The 18,677-nt window shown below is 63.4% G+C and carries 18 protein-coding genes and 1 pseudogene; 15 read left to right on the top strand and 4 right to left on the bottom strand.

Annotated features, from left to right (window positions below; translation table 11 throughout):
• Positions 1–525 precede the first annotated feature (525 nt).
• From hexR to zwf, 4 genes are read right to left on the bottom strand one after another with little or no spacing between them, the layout of a single operon-like run.
• Positions 526–1,371, bottom strand: coding sequence for a transcriptional regulator HexR (hexR, locus tag V0R37_RS21165; RefSeq protein ID WP_420376400.1), 846 nt, complete (start codon positions 1,369–1,371; stop codon positions 526–528).
• Positions 1,364–2,344 carry a glucokinase gene (locus V0R37_RS21160; RefSeq protein WP_420376399.1) on the bottom strand — a complete coding sequence of 327 codons (981 nt, stop codon included), beginning with the start codon at positions 2,342–2,344 and terminating at the stop codon, positions 1,364–1,366. Before V0R37_RS21160 ends, hexR begins: the two co-directional genes overlap by 8 nt.
• On the bottom strand, positions 2,325–2,999 hold the full coding sequence (gene pgl, locus V0R37_RS21155) for a 6-phosphogluconolactonase (protein ID WP_420376398.1): 675 nt from the start codon (positions 2,997–2,999) through the stop codon (positions 2,325–2,327). The genes V0R37_RS21160 and pgl overlap by 20 nt, the downstream gene beginning before the upstream one ends.
• Position 3,000: 1 nt before the next feature.
• Positions 3,001–4,461 (bottom strand): glucose-6-phosphate dehydrogenase, encoded by a 1,461-nt coding sequence (gene zwf, locus V0R37_RS21150; RefSeq protein ID WP_420376397.1) that lies wholly within the window; start codon positions 4,459–4,461, stop codon positions 3,001–3,003.
• A gap of 184 nt (positions 4,462–4,645) precedes the next feature.
• Between zwf and V0R37_RS21145 the strand changes: the two genes are divergently transcribed.
• From V0R37_RS21145 to V0R37_RS21075, 15 genes and pseudogenes are all read left to right on the top strand, one after another.
• The gene (locus tag V0R37_RS21145) at positions 4,646–5,683 is read left to right on the top strand and encodes a LacI family DNA-binding transcriptional regulator (protein ID WP_420376396.1); all 1,038 of its coding nucleotides are present in this window, start codon (positions 4,646–4,648) and stop codon (positions 5,681–5,683) included.
• A pseudogene (locus tag V0R37_RS21140) lies at positions 5,683–6,177 on the top strand (ATP-binding cassette domain-containing protein); the annotation flags it as partial. The gene V0R37_RS21145 and the pseudogene V0R37_RS21140, both read left to right, overlap by 1 nt.
• Positions 6,172–7,179: a sugar ABC transporter ATP-binding protein gene (locus V0R37_RS21135; protein ID WP_420376440.1), complete on the top strand. Its 1,008-nt coding sequence runs from the start codon at positions 6,172–6,174 to the stop codon at positions 7,177–7,179. The pseudogene V0R37_RS21140 and the gene V0R37_RS21135, both read left to right, overlap by 6 nt.
• The gene (locus tag V0R37_RS21130) at positions 7,151–8,185 is read left to right on the top strand and encodes an ABC transporter permease (RefSeq protein ID WP_420376395.1); all 1,035 of its coding nucleotides are present in this window, start codon (positions 7,151–7,153) and stop codon (positions 8,183–8,185) included. Before V0R37_RS21135 ends, V0R37_RS21130 begins: the two co-directional genes overlap by 29 nt.
• A gap of 87 nt (positions 8,186–8,272) precedes the next feature.
• Positions 8,273–9,196, top strand: coding sequence for a substrate-binding domain-containing protein (locus V0R37_RS21125; RefSeq protein ID WP_420376439.1), 924 nt, complete (start codon positions 8,273–8,275; stop codon positions 9,194–9,196).
• 81 nt (positions 9,197–9,277) lie between these two features.
• Positions 9,278–10,336 (top strand): sugar phosphate isomerase/epimerase family protein, encoded by a 1,059-nt coding sequence (locus tag V0R37_RS21120; RefSeq protein ID WP_420376394.1) that lies wholly within the window; start codon positions 9,278–9,280, stop codon positions 10,334–10,336.
• Positions 10,337–10,345: 9 nt separating this feature from the next.
• Positions 10,346–11,512, top strand: coding sequence for a Gfo/Idh/MocA family protein (locus V0R37_RS21115; RefSeq protein ID WP_420376393.1), 1,167 nt, complete (start codon positions 10,346–10,348; stop codon positions 11,510–11,512).
• A gap of 64 nt (positions 11,513–11,576) precedes the next feature.
• The gene (locus V0R37_RS21110; protein ID WP_420376392.1) at positions 11,577–12,596 is read left to right on the top strand and encodes a LacI family DNA-binding transcriptional regulator; all 1,020 of its coding nucleotides are present in this window, start codon (positions 11,577–11,579) and stop codon (positions 12,594–12,596) included.
• Positions 12,597–12,792: 196 nt separating this feature from the next.
• Entirely contained in the window at positions 12,793–13,464 is a 672-nt protein-coding gene (locus V0R37_RS21105; RefSeq protein WP_420376391.1) for an amino acid ABC transporter permease, read from the top strand.
• Complete coding sequence (locus V0R37_RS21100; protein WP_420376390.1) at positions 13,464–14,117, top strand: amino acid ABC transporter permease; 654 nt, start codon at positions 13,464–13,466, stop codon at positions 14,115–14,117. Before V0R37_RS21105 ends, V0R37_RS21100 begins: the two co-directional genes overlap by 1 nt.
• Positions 14,118–14,183: 66 nt before the next feature.
• On the top strand, positions 14,184–14,990 hold the full coding sequence (locus V0R37_RS21095) for a transporter substrate-binding domain-containing protein (RefSeq protein WP_420376389.1): 807 nt from the start codon (positions 14,184–14,186) through the stop codon (positions 14,988–14,990).
• A gap of 17 nt (positions 14,991–15,007) precedes the next feature.
• Positions 15,008–15,796: an amino acid ABC transporter ATP-binding protein gene (locus V0R37_RS21090; protein WP_420376388.1), complete on the top strand. Its 789-nt coding sequence runs from the start codon at positions 15,008–15,010 to the stop codon at positions 15,794–15,796.
• A gap of 102 nt (positions 15,797–15,898) precedes the next feature.
• Positions 15,899–16,672, top strand: coding sequence for a sugar phosphate isomerase/epimerase family protein (locus tag V0R37_RS21085; RefSeq protein WP_420376387.1), 774 nt, complete (start codon positions 15,899–15,901; stop codon positions 16,670–16,672).
• Positions 16,669–17,613, top strand: a complete 945-nt coding sequence (locus V0R37_RS21080) for a sugar kinase (RefSeq protein ID WP_420376386.1) — start codon at positions 16,669–16,671, stop codon at positions 17,611–17,613. The genes V0R37_RS21085 and V0R37_RS21080 overlap by 4 nt, the downstream gene beginning before the upstream one ends.
• Before the next feature lie 56 nt (positions 17,614–17,669).
• A complete protein-coding gene (locus V0R37_RS21075) occupies positions 17,670–18,650 on the top strand; it encodes a 2-hydroxyacid dehydrogenase (protein ID WP_420376385.1) in 981 nt (326 codons plus the stop codon).
• Positions 18,651–18,677 lie beyond the last annotated feature (27 nt).

The raw sequence follows: 18,677 nt of genomic DNA, 5'->3' as shown, positions 1-18,677 counted from the left end.
CCCCGCCCCTGCCCACCGGCTGTGCCTTGGCAGCATAGTTGGCGATGAACCCCTTAGCGACGGACACAGTTGGCGATGGGCACCGTTGACGGTGGATCATCCGTCAAGCTCGAATGTCCTGGCCCGCGCGGCAGGCGCGCGAGGCCGGGACGGCGCAAGACCCCTTCCAGCAGCACCGAGCGCCGCATAAAAAGGCCAAGCACCCAAACCGCCCCGGCGGCGCCGCTAACGCAAAACACCGCAGCGGGTCGGGTGGCGGGGGCCGGACGCGGCGACTTTCGGGGCCGAGCGAGCCGTCGGCGAACGCAGCCCGAAGGGGCGCAGGAGCCAGGCGCAGCGGCGTTCGGCGCGCAGGGCGCCGAACCGGGCACGAGGAGCAAGACCGGCTCCCGCCACCCGGCACGCGTCAGAGCATACCTTGCACGGAATTCGCCCCGCAGTCCATAGTGGCACCGTCGCACACAAGAAGCTCGCGTCAGGGAACACAGAACCAACAAGCACGTAAGCACCTGAACCGAAAATGCTCTAGGCCTGCCGCCGATCCGCCAGGCTTTTCTTGGTTTTCTCCAGTACGCGGCTGACTTCCTTGCCGCGCCGCAGCGCCACACCCAGCGCCAGCACGTCGATCAGGGCCAGATGCGCCAGCCGTGAAATCATGGGGCTGTAGATTTCGGTGTCTTCCTGGGTGTCGGCGCGCAGCAGGACCGTGGCCAGTTCCGCCAGGGGAGTGTTGCTGGCTGTGATGGCTAGAATGGGGCAGCCGTTCTTGCGCGCCAGCTTCACGGCATCCAGCAGTTCGCGGGATCGCCCCGAATGCGAAATGGCCACCAGCACGTCCTTGCCTCCAAGCAGCGATGCGGCCATGAGCTGCACGTGGCTGTCCGAATACGCAACGGTGGCCAGGTCGAAGCGGAAGAACTTGTGCTGCGCATCGGCGGCCACGATGCCGGAATTGCCGACGCCGTAAAACTCGATGCGGCGCGCTCCTATCAGCAAATCGATGGCCTTGTCGATATGGTCGGCGCTGATGTCGTTGCGTATGCGCAGCAAGGCGGATACGGCATTGTCCAGCACCTTGGCCGCCAGTACGGCGGTGCCGTCGCCGGCGCTCAAGGACGAATGCACATAGGGCACCCCCACCATCAGGCTGGCGGCCAGCTTGATCTTGAAGTCCGGCCATCCCTTGTAGCCCATCGATCGGCAGAAGCGGATGACGGTGGGTTCGCTGACCTGCGCCTGCCTGGCGACATCGCCCAGGGCGGACTTGGCCACGTCGCGGGTCTGGGCCAGGATAAGCTGGGCGACTTTGCGCTCGGCGGCGCTCAGGCTGGCAAGCCGCTTTTCTATGAGCGCCAGCATGGATTCATTCATTGGGATATATGTCCAGATGGGCGGCAGCCCCCAGCAAGGCTGGATAGGCGCTGGTAATGACGAAAACGGGGATGGCCGCAAGATAACCCGAAAAACGGCCTTTGTCTTCAAAGCGCGCGCGGAATGGAGATTTCGGAAAATAATCCCCCAGCTTGGGAATGATTCCTCCGCCTATGTAGATGCCGGCGCGCGCACCGAGCGTGACGGCCAGGTCGCCGGCGGCGGTGCCCAGTATGGCGCAAAACGTATCCAGCGCCTCCAGGCAGCTTGCATCGCCATCTGTCAGCGCCCGCCGGCTGATTTCCGCGGGCGAATGATCCGGGGCGGCCAGCCCGCGGCTTTCACACAGACTGCGATGAATGAACTGCAGGCCGGAACCTGAAAGCAGCCGCTCCATGGAGACATGCCCGAGCTCGCGCCTTGCGGCCTGCCACAGCATCAGCTCGCGGTCGTCGCCGGGCGCGAAGCTGACATGCCCGCCTTCGGCCGCCAGGGGAATCCATTTGCCGGCGGGTGCGGGAATCAGCGCCGACACGCCCAGCCCGGTACCCGGGCCCAGCACTCCCATGGGACACCCGGGGACGGCGGGGCCGCCCCCGACGCGGGTCAATTCATCGGCGGGCAGGTAAGGCAGCGCCAGTGCAAGAGCCGTGAAATCATTGATCACATGCAGCGTGTCCAGCCCCAACGCCTGGCGGGCTTGCTCAATGGAAAATTCCCACTGGAAGTTGGTCATGCGGACATGATCGCCCAATATAGGGTTGGCGATGCCGATGACGGCGTGCCTGACCGGCGGGTTGCCATGGCGACCCAGATAGTGGCGGACGGCATCCACGATGGTGGGAAAGTCGGCGCTGTTCACCATGCCGATTTCTTCTATATCGGCGACCGAAGTGCAAAGCGCAAACCGGGCATGGGTGCCGCCGATATCGGCGATCAGGCGGCGCGGGCGTTCATGCGTGCCAGTAGACATCGAAAGGGGCTCCTTTTTGGGCGATGACATAGCTTACAGGCATGGCCGGCGTGGCCTGTCGGCTGGCCTGCTCGAAGACATCGCGTTTTTTCCGGCCCGAGATGGCCAGCATGATGTGCCGCGCTTGCAGAAGGGCGGCGAGCGTCATGCTGATGCGCTCATGCGGCGCGCTGGGCGGAGTGATATGGATATAGCGGTCCGCCAGACCGGGTTCCAGGCCCCGCGCCAGTTGCGGCGCGCCCGGAAACAGGGACGCCGTATGGCCGTCCTCGCCCATGCCCAACAGCGCCAGGGTGATCTCGCCCGTTTGCAGGTTGGCCTGTGCGACGGCGTCCTCGATGCTCCGGCCATCGCCGGTCAGCCCGGTAAACGCGGCGGCGCTTGCCTTGCCCTTGAGCAGATGAGTCCGGACCAGCAATTCATTGCTGTCCGGATGATCATGCGCCACATAGCGGTCGTCGACCAGCGTGACATGCACGTCCTTCCAGGGCAGGTCGGTGGCGCTGAGCGCCTCGAACAGGGGCAGGGGAGAGCGGCCGCCCGAAACGGCCAGGCCTGCGCGGCCGCTGGCGGCGATGCCCTGGCGCAGGACGGCGGATATGTCGCGCGCCATGGCCTGGACGGATTCTTCGCCGGAATTGAATTCGTGCCACATATCAGGTTTCCTCCTGCCAGACCACGCCGGCGCGGGACAGCAGGCCGCTGGACGCGGCCGGTCCCCAACTGCCGGCGGTATAGGTTTTGGGCGCGATGGAATGCCGGCTCCAGCATTCCAGTATGGGTTCGACCCAGCTCCATGCCTGCGCTTGCTCGTCGCGCCGCATGAACAGCGCCAGCCGTCCGCGGATGACGTCCAGCAGCAGGCGTTCGTAGGCGTCGGCCCAGCGGGCCTTGAACATGGTGTGGAAATCCAGGTTCAGATAGGTCGATTGCAGGTTCATGGCATCGCCGGGCTCTTTGGCCATGAAGTACAGGCGCACGCTTTCCTTGGGCTGCAGGCGTATGACCAGTCGATTGGCGGAATGCAGGCCTATGGGCATGGGGAAAACGGCATGTGGCACCTTGCGGAAATTGATCACGATTTCAGCCACGCGTTCCTGCATGCGCTTGCCCGTGCGCAGGAAAAAAGGGACGCCCGCCCAGCGCCAGTTGGCCACTTCCGCCTGCAAGGCGACAAAGGTTTCCGTGTTGCTGTCGGGATCGACCTTGTGCTCTTCGCGGTATCCGGCCACCGGCATGCCGTTGATGGCGCCGCTGCGGTACTGGCCGCGTACGGTCTTGGTCAGCACGTCTTCATTGCTGAAGGGTTTAAGGGCCTTCAGCACTTTCAGCTTTTCGTCCCGCACGGCGTCTTCCGACAGGCTGGCGGGCGGTTCCATTGCGACGATGCACAGCAGTTGCAGCAGATGGCTTTGCAGCATGTCGCGCAGCGCCCCGGTGCGATCGTAGAATTCGCCGCGCTCTTCCACGCCCAGCTCTTCGGCGATGGTGATCTGGATATTGTCTATCCATTCGCGGCGCCACAGCGGTTCGAACAGCATATTGCCGAAACGTATGGCCATCAGGTTCTGCACCGATTCCTTGCCCAAGTAGTGATCGATGCGATAAATCTGGTTTTCGGCGAAGTTCCGCCCCACCGCGGCATTGATGGCATTGGACGACTCCAGGTCATGCCCCAGCGGTTTTTCCAGTACCACGCGCACATTTGAATGATTGAGTCCCGCCTTCGCCAGGTTCTGGCAGATGGTGATGAACAAATGCGGCGCTGTAGCCAAATAACAAACAGTAACCCGCTCCGGCGTAATGCCCAGGGTATCGGCCAGTCCGGCGTAGTCGGCGGCGCGCCCGGCGTCCAGGGTATGGAAGCGCAGGCGGTCCCGGAAGCTTGCCCACGAAGCCTCGTCGTAGTCCAGGCCCAGTCTTGGCTTGACCCGCTGTTCCAGAAGCTCCATATATCCCTCCAGGCCTATGGCCTTGCGGCCCAGCGCGAAAATTCGACCATCCTGATTCAGCGCGCCCGCTTTGTGAGCCTGATAAAGAGAGGGTATCAGCTTGCGCAGGGCCAGATCGCCGGTGCCTCCAAAAAACACGATGTCGAAAGGGGGGGTGGTGGCCATGAACGCTTCCTTTTGAATGGTTCCGCAGCAGTCTTGTCCGCGCCGGGCATTACGCGGTTTTATGTAATTAAGCTACATGTTTTAAGTCTTGTAAAGCCAGAGGGTTCTAGGGTAAGCCCTCAATTGAATGCATGGCATGCCGATGAAATAATGTAATCGATTACATTTTTCGGCGCTAGCTTTCATGGCCAGGTCTTTTGTTGATTCCTCGGGCGCCGCGGGCGCCGAACGCAGCGTGTCGATCGCCCAGGTCGCCACGCGGGCGGGCGTCTCGGTCGCCACGGTGTCGCGTGTCCTGAACGGCAAGCAAACTGTCAAAGAAGCCACGCGCCTGCGCGTGGCGGAAGCCATTCAGGCCATGGGTTACCGCGTCAACCAGATGGCGCGCAGTTTGCGCACCGATGAAAGCCGGCTACTGCTGGTCATGGTGCCCGACATCGGCAACCCTTTCTACGCGCAGATCGTCCAGGGCATCAACGGCGTGGTCCAGGACAAAGGCTATTCCGTCCTGCTTTGCGAAACGGGCGGCGATGCCAACCGCGAGCGGCGCTATTTCGATCTGCTGGAGTCGCGCCGCGCCGACGGCGCCATTTGCCTGGACCCGGATACCGTGCAGCAGGCGCTGAATGGCCAGGCCCTGCGTTTTCCCTGGGTGGCCTGCTGCGAGTTCGACAGCCAGGTGGCCGTGCCTTACGTGGGCATAGACAACCGGGCGGCGGCCCGCGATGCGGTGTCTTGCCTGATAGGCAAAGGGCACCGTCGCATTGCCTTCGTCAATTCCGATACCCGTTTCATGTATGCCCGCGAGCGCAGCCTGGGCTATGCCGATGCCTTGGCGCAAGCCGATATCGCCTTCCGGAAAGAGTACTGCGTCGGCGTCGACGGCCTGGATTTCGCCGCCGGCAAGCGCGCCGCCCAGGCCTTGCTGGCTCTGGACCAGCGGCCCACTGCCGTCTTCGCCGTCTCGGACACGCTGGCTATCGGCGTCATCCGGGGCCTGCACGAGGCGGGCCAGAGCGTGCCGGGGGACATGGCCGTCATGGGCTTCGACGACATCTCGCTGGCGCAGCAGACCTGCCCCGCGCTCAGCACTGTCGCCCAACCCATGCGCACCCTGGGCGAACAGGCCGCTTATTTGCTGCTAAGGCAACTGGACGACCCGCGTTCGCGCATCAGCGGCGTGCTGTTGCCGCATCGAGTGGTGCTAAGGGAGAGCGCCTGATGAGCCTGTCCGTGGAATTCCGCTCTGTCAGCAAGGACTTCGGTCCGGTCCGGGTCCTGCACGATGTCGACCTGACGCTGCCCAAGGGGCGCGTCTATGGCTTGCTGGGTGAAAACGGAGCCGGGAAGTCCACGCTCATGAAGATACTGTGCGGCTACGAGAAGCCGACCGAAGGAGTCGTGCTGATCGATGGCCAGCCTTGCGTGTTCGATTCATCGCGGCAGGCCGAGCATCAGGGCATCGTGCTGATTCACCAGGAAATCAATCTGGCCGACGACCTGACCATTGCACAGAATATTTTCCTGGGCCACGAAAAAAAGCGCGGCCCCTTCCTGGACAACAAGGCCATGCGCGGCCAGGCTGCCGAGCTATTGGCGCAGGTGGGCTTGCGGGCCGATCCGGATACGCGGGTCGGCAGTCTGATCGTCGCCGAAAAACAATTGGTGGAAATCGCCAAGGCCCTGGCCAAGCGTGCACGCCTGCTGGTCATGGACGAGCCCACCGCCACATTGACGCCCGGCGAGACCGAGCGCCTGTTCGCGCTTATCGGCCAATTCAAGCGTGACGGTGTCACCGTCATCTACATTTCGCACAAGCTGGACGAAATCGAGCGCATTACCGATCAGATCGTCGTCATGCGCGATGGCCGCTACGTGACGCAGGCGCCGACGTCCAGCGTGTCGCGCCGGGAAATGGCCAACCTGATGGTGGGGCGCGAGCTGGCGGACCTGTTCCCGCCCAAGGTGATGGCCGACCCCGCGGCGTTGCCCGCCTTGCGGGTCGAAGGCCTGTCGGTGCCCGGCTGGGCCCAGGACATCAGCTTCGATGTGCGTCCGGGCGAGATCCTGGGCTTTGCCGGCCTGGTGGGCGCGGGCCGCACGGAATTGTTCGAAGGAATACTGGGCCTGCGCGAACGCAGCGCGGGCCATATCTATCTGCAAGGCCGGGAGCGCAAGCTGCGCAATCCCCGCCAGGCGGCCAGCCATGGCCTGACCTATCTTAGTGAAGACCGCAAGGGCAGGGGCATACTGCTTGCCTTCGGCATGCGGCAGAACGTGACGCTCATGGCGCTGGAGCGTTATGCAAAACCATTGCTCGACCCCGATCTGGAACGGCAGGCGCTGGACGCGGCCGTACGCGATTTCGGCATACGCACGGGCAATGCAAACAATCTGGCATCAGCCCTGTCCGGCGGCAACCAGCAAAAGCTGGCACTGGCCAAGGTGCTGCATCCCGATCCATCCGTCGTGGTCCTTGATGAGCCCACGCGGGGCGTCGATATCGGCGCCAAGCGCGATATCTATTTCCTGATCCAGGGCCTGGCCCGGCAAGGGCTGGCGGTCATCGTGATTTCCTCGGAACTCATGGAGCTTATCGGCTTGTGCCATCGCGTGGCGGTGATGCGGGCCGGACATCTGCAGGCTGTGCTCCAGTCTGAACAACTGAATGAGAAGGAGCTGATTGCCCATGCAACCGGAACAGAGCAGCCTGCCTGAAGCCCCCGCCGCGCAAGCGGGCGGGCGCGCCGAGCGGCATACCGCCCCGTCATGGCGCGGACGCCTGCACGCGCTGGGACCCATAGCGGGCCTGGTGCTTTTGTGCATCGCCGGCACACTGCTGAACAGCAGCTTCGCAGACATCGACAACATCATGAATGTGCTGACCCGGACCGCTTTCATCGGCATCATTTCGGTCGGCATGTGCTTCGTCATCATATCGGGCGGCATCGATCTGTCGGTGGGCTCGATGGCGGCGCTGATCGCGGGCAGCATGATATTGGTCATGAACGCGCTGACCGCCTTCGCGATGGCGCCCATGCTGGTGATTGTGCTGGGCATGCTTTTCGCCCTGGCGCTGGGCGCCTTGCTGGGACTGGCCCATGGCTTGCTCATCACACGCGGCCGCATCGAACCCTTCATCGTGACGTTGGGCACGCTGGGCATCTTTCGGGCCTATCTGACCTACCTGTCCGATGGCGGCGCCATCACGCTGAACATGGACGTGTCCGATGCCTACAGCCCGGTGTATTACGGCAGCCTGTTGGGCATCCCCGTGCCGGTATGGGTGTTCATCGCCATTGCGCTGCTGGGCGGCCTGGTGCTGAACCGCACGGCCTTCGGGCGCTACGTGCAGGCCATAGGCTCGAACGAGCAAGTGGCGCGATACGCCGCCGTCAATGTCGACAAGACCAAGACGCTGACCTACGTGCTGCTGGGCATGTGCGTGGGCATCGCAACCGTTTTGTATGTGCCGCGCCTGGGATCGGCCAGCCCCACCACCGGGTTGCTGTGGGAACTGGAGGCCATCGCCGCCGTGATCGTGGGCGGGACGGCGCTGAAGGGCGGAGCGGGAACCATGACGGGCACCGTGGTCGGAGCCATCCTGCTGTCCGTCATCGGCAACATCCTTAACTTGACCAGCATCATCAGCGTCTACCTGAACGCGGCGGTGCAGGGTTTCGTCATCATCATCGTGGCTTTCCTGCAGCGCCGGCGTTCCTGATCGCCGTTTCGTCGTGTTTTTTCGCATTCAACCCGGAGACAAGAAATGAATCATTCGCTACGTAAACTGGCCGCCGGCATTGCCGCCATGGCCGCCATGGGCCTGTCGTCGGGCGCCATGGCGCAAGAGAAGGTCAACCTGGGCGTGTCCATACCCGCCGCCACCCATAGCTTTACGGCCGGCGTCGTGTGGTGGTCCAACCAGGCCAAGGCCGAGCTGGAAAAGGCCCATCCCAACCTGAAGGTCACGGTCAAAACCTCCAGCGGCGCGCCGGAACAGGCCAATCAGCTGCAGGATCTGCTTACCGTCAATCGCATCAATGCGCTGGTCATCATGCCTTTCGAATCGGCGTCGCTGACTCAGCCGGTGGCGCAATTGAAGAAAAAGGGCGTCTATGTCACGGTGGTCGATCGCGGGCTGACCGACACCAGTGCGCAGGACGCCTATGTATCGGGGGACAATACGGCGTTCGGCCGGCTGGCCGCCGAATACCTGGTGAAGAAGCTGAACGGCAAGGGCGATATCGTGGCCCTGCGCGGCATCGCCACGACGCTGGACAACGAGCGCATGGATGCCTTCAATGCCGTCATCAAGAAGTACCCCGACATCAAGCTGCTGGATGCCCGCTACGGCAACTGGAACCGCGACGATGCCTTCAAGGTCATGCAGGACTACCTGACCCGCTTCAAGCATATCGACGCGGTGTGGGCGGCCGATGACGACATGGCCTTCGGCGTGCTCAGGGCCATCGAGCAGGCCAAGCGCAGCGACATCAAGGAGGTCTTCGGCGGCGCGGGCGCCAAGGGCATGGTCAAGACCATTATCGACGGCAGCAATCCGCTGATCCAGGCCGATGTCTCTTATTCGCCCAAGTTCATCTACGACGCCATCAAGTTGACCGCCGAGGCGCGCCTGAAGGGCCAGAAGCTGCCCGCGACCACTATTATTCCCTCGGTCCTGATCACCAAGGAAAACGCCAAGGACTTTTATTTCCCCGACTCTCCGTTCTAAGCCGTCGATAGGCCCGAAAGCCGGCACCGCCTTGCGATGCCGGCCGGGACGCGACGGCATGGCCGTAAAGCGAGCATCATCATGAAGACCATAAAAGGGCCGGGTATTTTCCTGGCGCAATTCGCCGGCAAGGAGCCGCCGTTCGATAGCCTTGACGGGTTGGCCGGCTGGGCCGCAAGCCTGGGCTACAAAGGCGTGCAGATCCCCACCAATGATACGGGCCTGTTCGATTTGCGCCTTGCGGCCGAAAGCCAGGGTTATTGCGACGACGTACGCGGCATGCTGGCAGGCCACGGCCTGGAAGTCACCGAGCTTTCCACGCACTTGCAAGGGCAATTGCTGGCGGTGCATCCCGCCTACGACACCCTGTTCGACGGGTTTGCGGCACCCGGCGTGCGCGGGGATCCCGCCGCCCGAAGGCAATGGGCGCATGATCAATTGCTGCTGGCGGCCCAGGCGTCGCGGCGCCTGGAGCTGACGGCGCATGCGACATTTTCCGGGGCGCTGGCCTGGCCCTACCTGTACCCCTGGCCGCAGCGTCCGGCAGGCCTGGTCGAAGAGGCGTTCGCCGAACTGGCGCGGCGCTGGCGCCCGATACTGGATGCCTTCGACGAGGCCGGCGTCGATGTCGGCTACGAGCTGCACCCCGGCGAAGACCTGCACGACGGCCTGACCTTCGAGCGTTTCCTGGACGCGGTCGGCGGTCACCCGCGCGCCAATATCCTTTACGACCCCAGCCATTTCGTGCTGCAACAGCTGGATTACCTGGCGTTCATTGACATCTATCACGAACGCATTACGTCCTTCCACGTAAAGGACGCCGAGTTCCGCCCCGATGGCAGGCAGGGCGTGTACGGCGGCTATGCCGGCTGGACCGATCGGGCCGGCCGCTTTCGCTCGCTGGGCGACGGCCAGGTGGATTTCAAGGCCATTTTTACCAAGATGGCACAGTACGATTATTCCGGCTGGGCCGTGCTGGAATGGGAATGCTGCCTGAAGCATCCCGAGCAGGGCGCCGCCGAGGGCGCGCCGTTTATCGCCGACCACATTATTCGCGTGGCGGATCGCGCCTTCGATGATTTTGCGAGCAGCGGCGCGTCCCGGGACCAGCATCGGCGGTTATTGGGTATGGCTGAATGAGTGCAAGACATGCGTAAGCGATTGAAATTGGGCATGGTGGGCGGCGGCCGCGGCGCGTTTATCGGCGCGGTACACCGCATGGCCGCCCGGCTGGACGACCGCTATGAACTGGTGGCGGGCGCCTTGTCCAGCGATCCGGAGCGGGCGGCGGCCAGCGCGGCCGATGTCGGCATTGAACCGGAACGCTGCTATGCCGACTGGCGTGACATGGCGCGCGCGGAAGGCCGCTTGCGGCGCGAAGGGCGGGGCGGGATCGACGCCGTATCCATCGTGACGCCCAACCATCTGCATGCGTCCATTGCGCGGGCATTCCTTGCGGAAGGCATACATATCATTTGCGACAAGCCGCTGACGGTGTCGCTGGCCGAGGCGCTGGAGCTGCGCGATCTGGCCCGCGGCAGCGGCGCGCTTTTCATGCTGACCCACACCTATACCGGCTATCCCATGGTGCGCCACGCGCGCTCGCTGGTGGCGCAGGGCGCCATCGGCGAGCTGCGTCTGCTGCAGGTCGAGTATGCGCAGGACTGGTGGTCCGAGGCGTCTGCCGTGGCGGACGGAGGCTGGAGAGGCGATCCGGCCATCGCCGGCCCCGCGGGCACGCTGGGTGATGTCGGCATACATGCCTACCAGCTTGCCAGCTACGTCAGCGGCTGCGAGCCGCATGAAATCGCCGCCGAGCTGCATACCTTTGCGCCGGGACGCCGGCTGGACGATCATGTGCAGGTCATGATGCGCTACGCCAACGGCGCGCGCGGAACATTGTGGGCCAGCCAGGTGGCGACGGGCTGCGAGAATGCATTGTCCTTGCGGCTGTACGGCAGCCGGGCCCAATTGCGTTTCGAACAGGAAGAGCCCAATGTCTTGTGGCTGACCCCTCAGGGCGGAGCCGCGCAGCGGATCACTCGCGGCCGCGCGGCCAGCGTTGCGGCAGTGGGGGCGACGCGTATTCCTCCCGGACATCCGGAGGGTTATATCGAAGCCTTTGCGCAGTTGTATCGCGACGCGGCCGATCGCATTCTTGCGCTGGACGCCGGACGAACCGATCTGTCCGATCTGCCCGTCCTGCCCGGCATCGAGGACGGCGTAGCGGGCCACCGCTTCATCGCTTCCGTGCTCCAGAGCCATCGCCGCGGCAGCGCCTGGGTCAGTCTGGACGACGCGCGCGACCCGGACTGAACGGCTTGGCTACAATAGCTGGCCCGCCACGGCGGGAAAGCCGCCGTTTTTACGACAGGAAACCATGAGCAAACCCCAGGGCCGCAGCACGATCGCCGATGTGGCGCGCCAGGCCGGCGTGTCCAAAGCCACCGTCTCGCGTTTTCTCAATCATCGCGATACCCTGCTTTCGCCTGAAATCGCCGGCAAGGTCGAGGCGGCCGTGAAGGAATTGGGCTATGTGCCCAGCCCCATGGCGCAAGCCTTGAAGCGCGGCCGTTCGCGCCTGATAGGCCTGGTTGTGGCCGACATCACCAACCCTTACTCGGTTGCCGTATTGCGCGGAGCCGAGCAAGCCTGCCGCGAAGCGGGCTATCTGGTCATGCTGTTCAATCTGGGCAATGAAAGCGAAAGGGAAAGCGCAGGCATACGCGCGCTTACCTCGTACAAGGTTGAAGGCTTCATCCTGAACACCATGGGCCGCGATGCCGGCGCCGTGCTGGAAACGGCTCGGCAAGGCAAGCCCGTCGTGCTGGTCGACCGCCTGCATGACGGCCTGGACGTGGATTTTGTCTCTTTGGATAATCGGCAGGCCATAGACCTTAGCGGCCAGCACTTGCTGGATGCGGGCTATCGCGATCTGCTGCTGGTCACCGAGCCCCTGGGCACGGTCAGCTCGCGTATCGAACGCGCGCAGGCGTTCAAGGCCTTTGTCGCCGAACAGGGGCTCCCGGTGTCCGGTGGCGCAATGGAAAGCAGGGCGGAGAATCCCGAGTTGCTGGACCAGGCATTGCGTGCGCTGCGCAAGCGGACGCAAGCCCGGCCGGCCGTCATCTCCAGCAACGCGGTGGTGACCTTGCGCGTGGTCGAGGCCGTCGCCAGACTGGGATGGCGGCTGGGCAAGGATGTGGGCCTGGTCGGCATAGACGATACGCCCTGGGCGCCGTATGTCGGCCCGGGCATCACCGCCGTGTCGCAGCCCACCGGGGAACTGGGACGGCTGGCCGCGCAATGCCTCATGCAGCGGCTTGCCGGATCAATGGTCGCGGCGCGCAAGATACTGTTGCCCGGTACGCTGATGGCCCGGGGCTCCACACAGCCCTAGACGCCCACCTGTTCTTTGCGGGCTTGCGGCCCGCTGGAATTCCCGCCTTGAAATTTCCCTCGGGTAAGTCCTGATATAATTTCAGCCTTCATTGGTTAAACTTTGAAACCGGTTTCATAACTCCGGTTCAAGTAGGTGTTTTTCAGATCCAGCGGTATGCTTTTATCGCCGGTAATGCCTAAGGTTCAAGCACAACGTGAATTATTCCTTTCAATTCGGTCCGGTCTTCGAGGCCTGGCCCCTGCTGCTGCATGGCACGTGGATGACGATACAGCTGTCCTTCCTGGCCATGCTGTTCGGGCTGCTGGTGGCCATAGTCTGCGCCTGGGGCAAGACGGCGGGCCCGGCCCCGTTGCGCTGGCTGATCAACGCCTACATCGAAGTCATCCGCAACACGCCCTTTCTGGTGCAGCTGTTCTTCTTTTTCTTCGCCCTGCCGGCGGTCGGGGTGCGCTGGTCGCCGTACACGGCCGCGCTGGTGGCCATGGTGTTCAATCTGGGCGCCTACGCCACCGAGATCGTGCGCGCCGGCATCGAATCCATTCCGAAGGGGCAGATTGAGGCCGGGCTGGCGCTGAACCTGTCGCGCCTGGACATCTTCCGCTTTGTGATCCTCAAGCCCGCCCTGAAGGCCATCTACCCGGCGCTGACCAGCCAGTTCATCCTGCTGATGCTGGCTTCCAGCGTGGTCTCGGTGATTTCGGCCGATGACCTGACCTCGGTGGCGGCGAACCTGCAGTCCGAGACCTTTCGCAGCTTCGAGATCTACATTGTGATCACGGTGATCTACCTGTTGCTGACGCTGGCTTTTTCCTATGTGTTCCGGCTGGTGTTCCAGTGGAGCCTCAACTACCCGGACCGTCGATAATGCGTACGTTTGGCTATACCGATTTTTGGTTCATCCTGGAGGCGGCGCAGTGGACGGTGCTGCTCTCGCTGATCGCCTTTGCCGGCGGCGGAGTGGTGGGGCTGATCGTGGCGCTTTCGCGCACGTCCGAGAGCCGGCTGGCGCGCAACTTATCCGTTGGTTTTATCCAGTTGTTCCGCGGCACGCCGCTGCTGCTTCAATTGTTCCTGGTGTTTTTCGGTGCGCCCGTCATCGGCCTGGATGTCAATCCGTGGGCGGCGGCGGCGGTGGCGCTGACGCTGAACAGCGGGGCGTTCCTGGGCGAGATCTGGCGCGGGTGCATCGAGGCCATTCCGCGCGGACAGTGGGAAGCGGCCGAGGCGCTGGGTCTGTCGTACCGGCACAAGATGCGCGACGTGGTGCTGCCCCAGGCGCTGAAGATCGCGGTTCCGCCCACGGTGGGCTACCTGGTGCAGATCGTCAAGGGCACGTCGCTGGCGGCGATTATCGGCTTTACCGAATTGACCCGCGCCGGACAGATCATCAACAACGCCACCTTCCAGCCCATGGTGGTTTTCTCGGTCGTTGCCGTCATCTATTTCCTGCTGTGCTGGCCGTTGTCGCTGCTGGCCGGCTATATGGAACGGCGCCTGGCCTTGTCATTGTCGCGTTGATTAGGGTTCGGGAATCCTTCATTCCCTTTTTTTATCACTGTTTTTATCCGACTTTGGAGACATGATATGTTCGTTATGAAGAAGATGCGCAAGCTCGTCGGCGCAACTGTGCTGGCCGGTTGCGCCGCACTGGCGCTTGGCGCAACATCCGCCGCCGCGGAAACCATCGATCAGGTCAAGGAAAAGGGCGAGCTCACCATCGGCATGCTCGTCGATTTCCCGCCCTACGGCATCCTTAACACCGAAAACAAGCCCGACGGCTACGACGCCGACGTGGCCAGGCAACTGGCCAAGGACCTGGGTGTGAAGGTGAACATCGTCCCCGTGACCGGCCCCAACCGCATCCCCTACTTGCTGACCAACAAGGTCGACATGCTGGTTGCTTCCCTGGCGATCACGCCCGAGCGCGCCAAGCAAGTGCAGTTCTCCCATCCTTATTCGGCGGCCCAGATCGTGGTGTTCGGCGGCAAGGACACCAAGATAGCCAAGGCTGAAGACCTGGCCGGCAAGCGGATTGGCGTGGCGCGCGCCAGCACCCAGGATATCGCCGTGACCAAGGTCGCGCCCAAGGACGCGAATATCCGCCGCTTCGATGACGACGCATCGGCCATGCAGGCCTTGCTGTCGGGCCAGGTGGATGCCATAGGCTGCTCGACCACGGTCGCCGCGCAGATCGCCAAGCGTTCGCCGGACCGTTTTGAAAATAAATTCGTTCTGTTGCAGCAGGAAATGGCTGTGGCCATGCGTCCGGGCGAAGCCAATACGCTCAAGACAGTCAACGAACTGGTCGACAAGAACATCCAGAACGGCGAATTCAGCAAGCTGTTCCAGAAATGGCTGGGCACTCCTTTGCCCGAGCTGAAGAAATCCTGATTGCATAGCGATTGATCATGACAGACAGACAGACCGCGCCTGCTGTCGATCCGGATCGTCCCGCCTTGGGCGGGACGATTATCGAGATCGAGGCGCTCAACAAGTGGTACGACGCCTTCCACGTCCTGACCGACATCGACCTGACCGTTGCCGCCGGCGAACGCATCGTCATCTGCGGCCCTTCGGGCTCGGGCAAGTCGACGCTCATCCGCTGCATCAACGGGCTGGAAAAAGCCCAGAAGGGCCGCATCGTGGTGGATGGCATCGACCTGACGGCCAAGGCCGGCAACATCGACGCCGTGCGCCAGGAAGTGGGCATGGTGTTCCAGCAGTTCAACCTGTTTCCGCACATGACGGTGCTGCAGAACTGCATGCTGGCGCCCATGCGTTCGCGCGGCACGAGCAAGGCCGAGGCCGAGGCGCTGGCCATGAAGTACCTGACGCGCGTACGCATCGGCGACCAGGCCTTGAAGTATCCCAGCCAGTTGTCGGGCGGGCAGCAGCAGCGGGTGGCCATCGCGCGTGCGCTGTGCATGACGCCCAAGGTCATGCTGTTCGATGAGCCCACCTCGGCGCTGGATCCGGAAATGGTCAAGGAAGTGCTGGACACCATGATAGGGCTGGCCGAGGACGGCATGACCATGCTGTGCGTGACCCATGAAATGGGTTTTGCCCGCAGCGTGGCCAATCGCGTGATCTTCATGGCTGACGGGAAAATCGTCGAGCAGGCTACGCCGGAGCTGTTCTTCAGCAATCCGCAGGAAGAGAAGACCCGCAACTTCCTGGGCCAGATACTGAACCACTAGGGCCACTGCGGTTTTTCCTTTAGCGTCGACAGGCCTTAGGCTTGCCTTTGTCTTTTTCCCTGTCCAGGGACTGGGCCGCGCACGGGCGGCCGAAGCGGAACCATGAATTCGTCGCATCAGATCATCGTATCCTTATCATCCTTTGGCGCCTCCGAAGTGAAGCGCCATGGGCAGGCCTGGTTCGCCAGGCTGTGCCATGCGGCGGGCGCCGATGGCATCGAAGTGCGTGGCGAACTGCTGCGCGACACCGACAGCGAACTGCCGGAGTTGGCGGCCGTCGTGCGCGAGACCGGACTGGCCTGCTTCTATTCCAGCCCCGATATGCTGTGGGACGCCGATGGGCGGTTTTCCGCCACGGCGCTCGAGCTGGGCGTGGCGCGCGCCCAAGCCCTGGGCGCCTCGATTTTGAAAATGTCCATAGGCGGATTCAACGCCGCCTCCGCCGCCGGCCTGGCGGACCTGGAGGGACGCTTGCGCTTGCAGGGCCTGCGTCTGCTTATCGAGAACGACCAGACCGAGAGCGCCGGAACGCTGTCAGCCTTGCAGAGATTTTTCGAGGGCCTGGACACCGCCGGGCTCACCTTGGGCATGACCTTCGATATGGGCAACTGGCACTGGCTGGGCGAATGCCCCTTGCAGGCGGCGCAGGCTCTTTCGCCGCGTGTCCGGTATGTGCACTGCAAGGGCGTTCAACGCACGCCGGCACGCTGGGTCGCCGTGCCTTTGGAGGCTTCGGCGGCGCCATGGCGGGCGGTGTTCCGCGCCATGCCTCGCGGCCTTCCTTGCGCCATCGAGTATCCGCTGATTGGCGACGATCTCCTGGCCGTCACGCGCGGGGCCGTGCAACAATTGCGAAATCTGGAGAATGGATTGTGAGCACGGCATTGGATGTGGTGACCTTCGGCGAAGCCATGATGATGCTTGTGGCCGATCGGCCCGGGCCTCTTGAAGAGGCGCAGGCCTTCTACAAGCGCACGGCGGGTGCGGAAACCAATGTGGCCATCGGCCTGTCGCGCCTGGGCCTGAAGGTGGGCTGGGCCAGCCGCCTGGGTGCCGATTCCCCGGGGCGCTACCTGCTGGCCGAAATGCAGCGCGAGGGCATCGATTGTTCGCATGTGATCTGCGATCCGCAGCAGCGCACAGCCATGCAGTTCAAGGGGCGCGTCACGGACGGCAGCGATCCCCCGGTCGAATACCATCGCAAGGGTTCGGCGGCCAGCCAGATGCAGCCGGCCGACATCGACGAGCCCTGGCTTGCCAGCGCTCGGCATCTGCACAGTACCGGCGTATTCGCCGCCATATCCGACAACTGCTACCAGGTGTCGCGCAAGACCATGAGCCTGATGCGCGCGGCAGGCAAGACCGTGTCCTTCGACCCCAATCTGCGGCCCACCTTATGGCCGTCGACCGACGCCATGCGCGAGGGAATCAACGCGCTTGCCTACGGCGCCGACTGGGTGTTTCCGGGACTCGAAGAAGGGCGCTTGCTGACGGGACTGGATACGCCGGAGGAAATCGCGCGCCACTATCGCGAGCACGGCGCCAGCCTGGTCGTCATCAAGCTGGGCGCCGACGGCGCCTACTTCGACAATGGCGTCGAGCAGGCTTATGTGCCGGGCTTCCCGGTTGAAAAAGTTATCGACACTGTGGGCGCCGGCGATGGATTCGCGGTTGGCGTCATCAGCGCCTTGCTGGCCGGCCTGCCTTTGCGGCGGGCGGTCGAGCGCGGCAGCTGGATAGGCGCGCGCGCCGTTCAGGTGCTGGGCGACACCGAAGGCTTGCCCACGCGCCACGAGCTGGAGCAGGCCGGCCGCTGAACCCGAGTTCGGGCCGCCGGGCGCCGACATGTCTGTTTATTGGGGAGTCCACGAAAATGAATCGAAAGCAGGTATTGGTTTACCGGGCCTTGCCGGACGAGCAATTGGAGCGGATACGGCGGGAACACGATGTCGTGGTGGCCGACCCGCGCGTTGCCGGGCAGGAGCAAGCCTTTTTGGACGCTTTGCCGCAGGCCCAGGGCCTGATCGGTTCCAGCTACCCTATAGACGAGGCGGTGTTGGCACGTGCGCCGCATCTGGAGGTCGTCTCCAGTATTTCCGTGGGTGTCGATAAATACCAACTCGATGCCTTGCATCGTCGTGGCATCGTCCTGTGCCACACCCCGGGCGTTCTTACCGAGACCGTGGCCGATCTGCTCTTCGCCATGATGCTTGCCACCAGCCGCCGCATCCTGGAGCTGGGCCGGTATGTGCAGCAAGGCCGTTGGAAGCGCAGTATCGGCCAGGACTTATACGGTTGGGACGTGCATGGCAAGACGCTGGGCATATTGGGCTACGGCCGTATCGGCCAGGCGCTGGCCCAGCGCGCGGCTCTGGGCTTCAATATGCCGGTGCTGTATCACACGCGCACTCCGGTCGCCAGCGGTTTGCCGGACGGCAAGGCGCATGCCGCGACGCTGGACGAGTTGCTGCGGCAGTCCGACTTCATTGTGGTGGTGCTGCCCCTGACCGCGCAGACCGAGGGCATGCTGGGCCCGAAGGAATTTGCGTTGATGAAGCCCGGTGCCATACTGATCAACGGCGCGCGCGGTCCCATCGTGCAGGAAACGGCGCTGTTGGATGCCCTGGATCAGGACCGCTTGCGCGCCGCGGGCCTGGATGTGTTCGATATCGAGCCCTTGCCGCAGGATTCGCCGCTGCGCGATCACCCTAAAGTGCTGCCCTTGCCGCATATCGGCTCGGCTACGCATGAAACCCGGCAGGCGATGGCGGTGATGGCCGTCGACAACCTGCTTCTTGCCTTGCAAGGCAAGAAGCCGCTGGCGGCTTACGACACGGCGGGCGCCGCGACGTAAGCCGCGCCCGCGTCAAGCCAGCGGCCG

This window comes from Pollutimonas rozaliensis (assembly GCF_048751585.1).
GTDB lineage: Bacteria > Pseudomonadota > Gammaproteobacteria > Burkholderiales > Burkholderiaceae_B.
The sequence above is the reverse complement of the archived record's forward strand: the minus strand, read 5'-3'. Positions and strand labels throughout refer to the sequence as shown.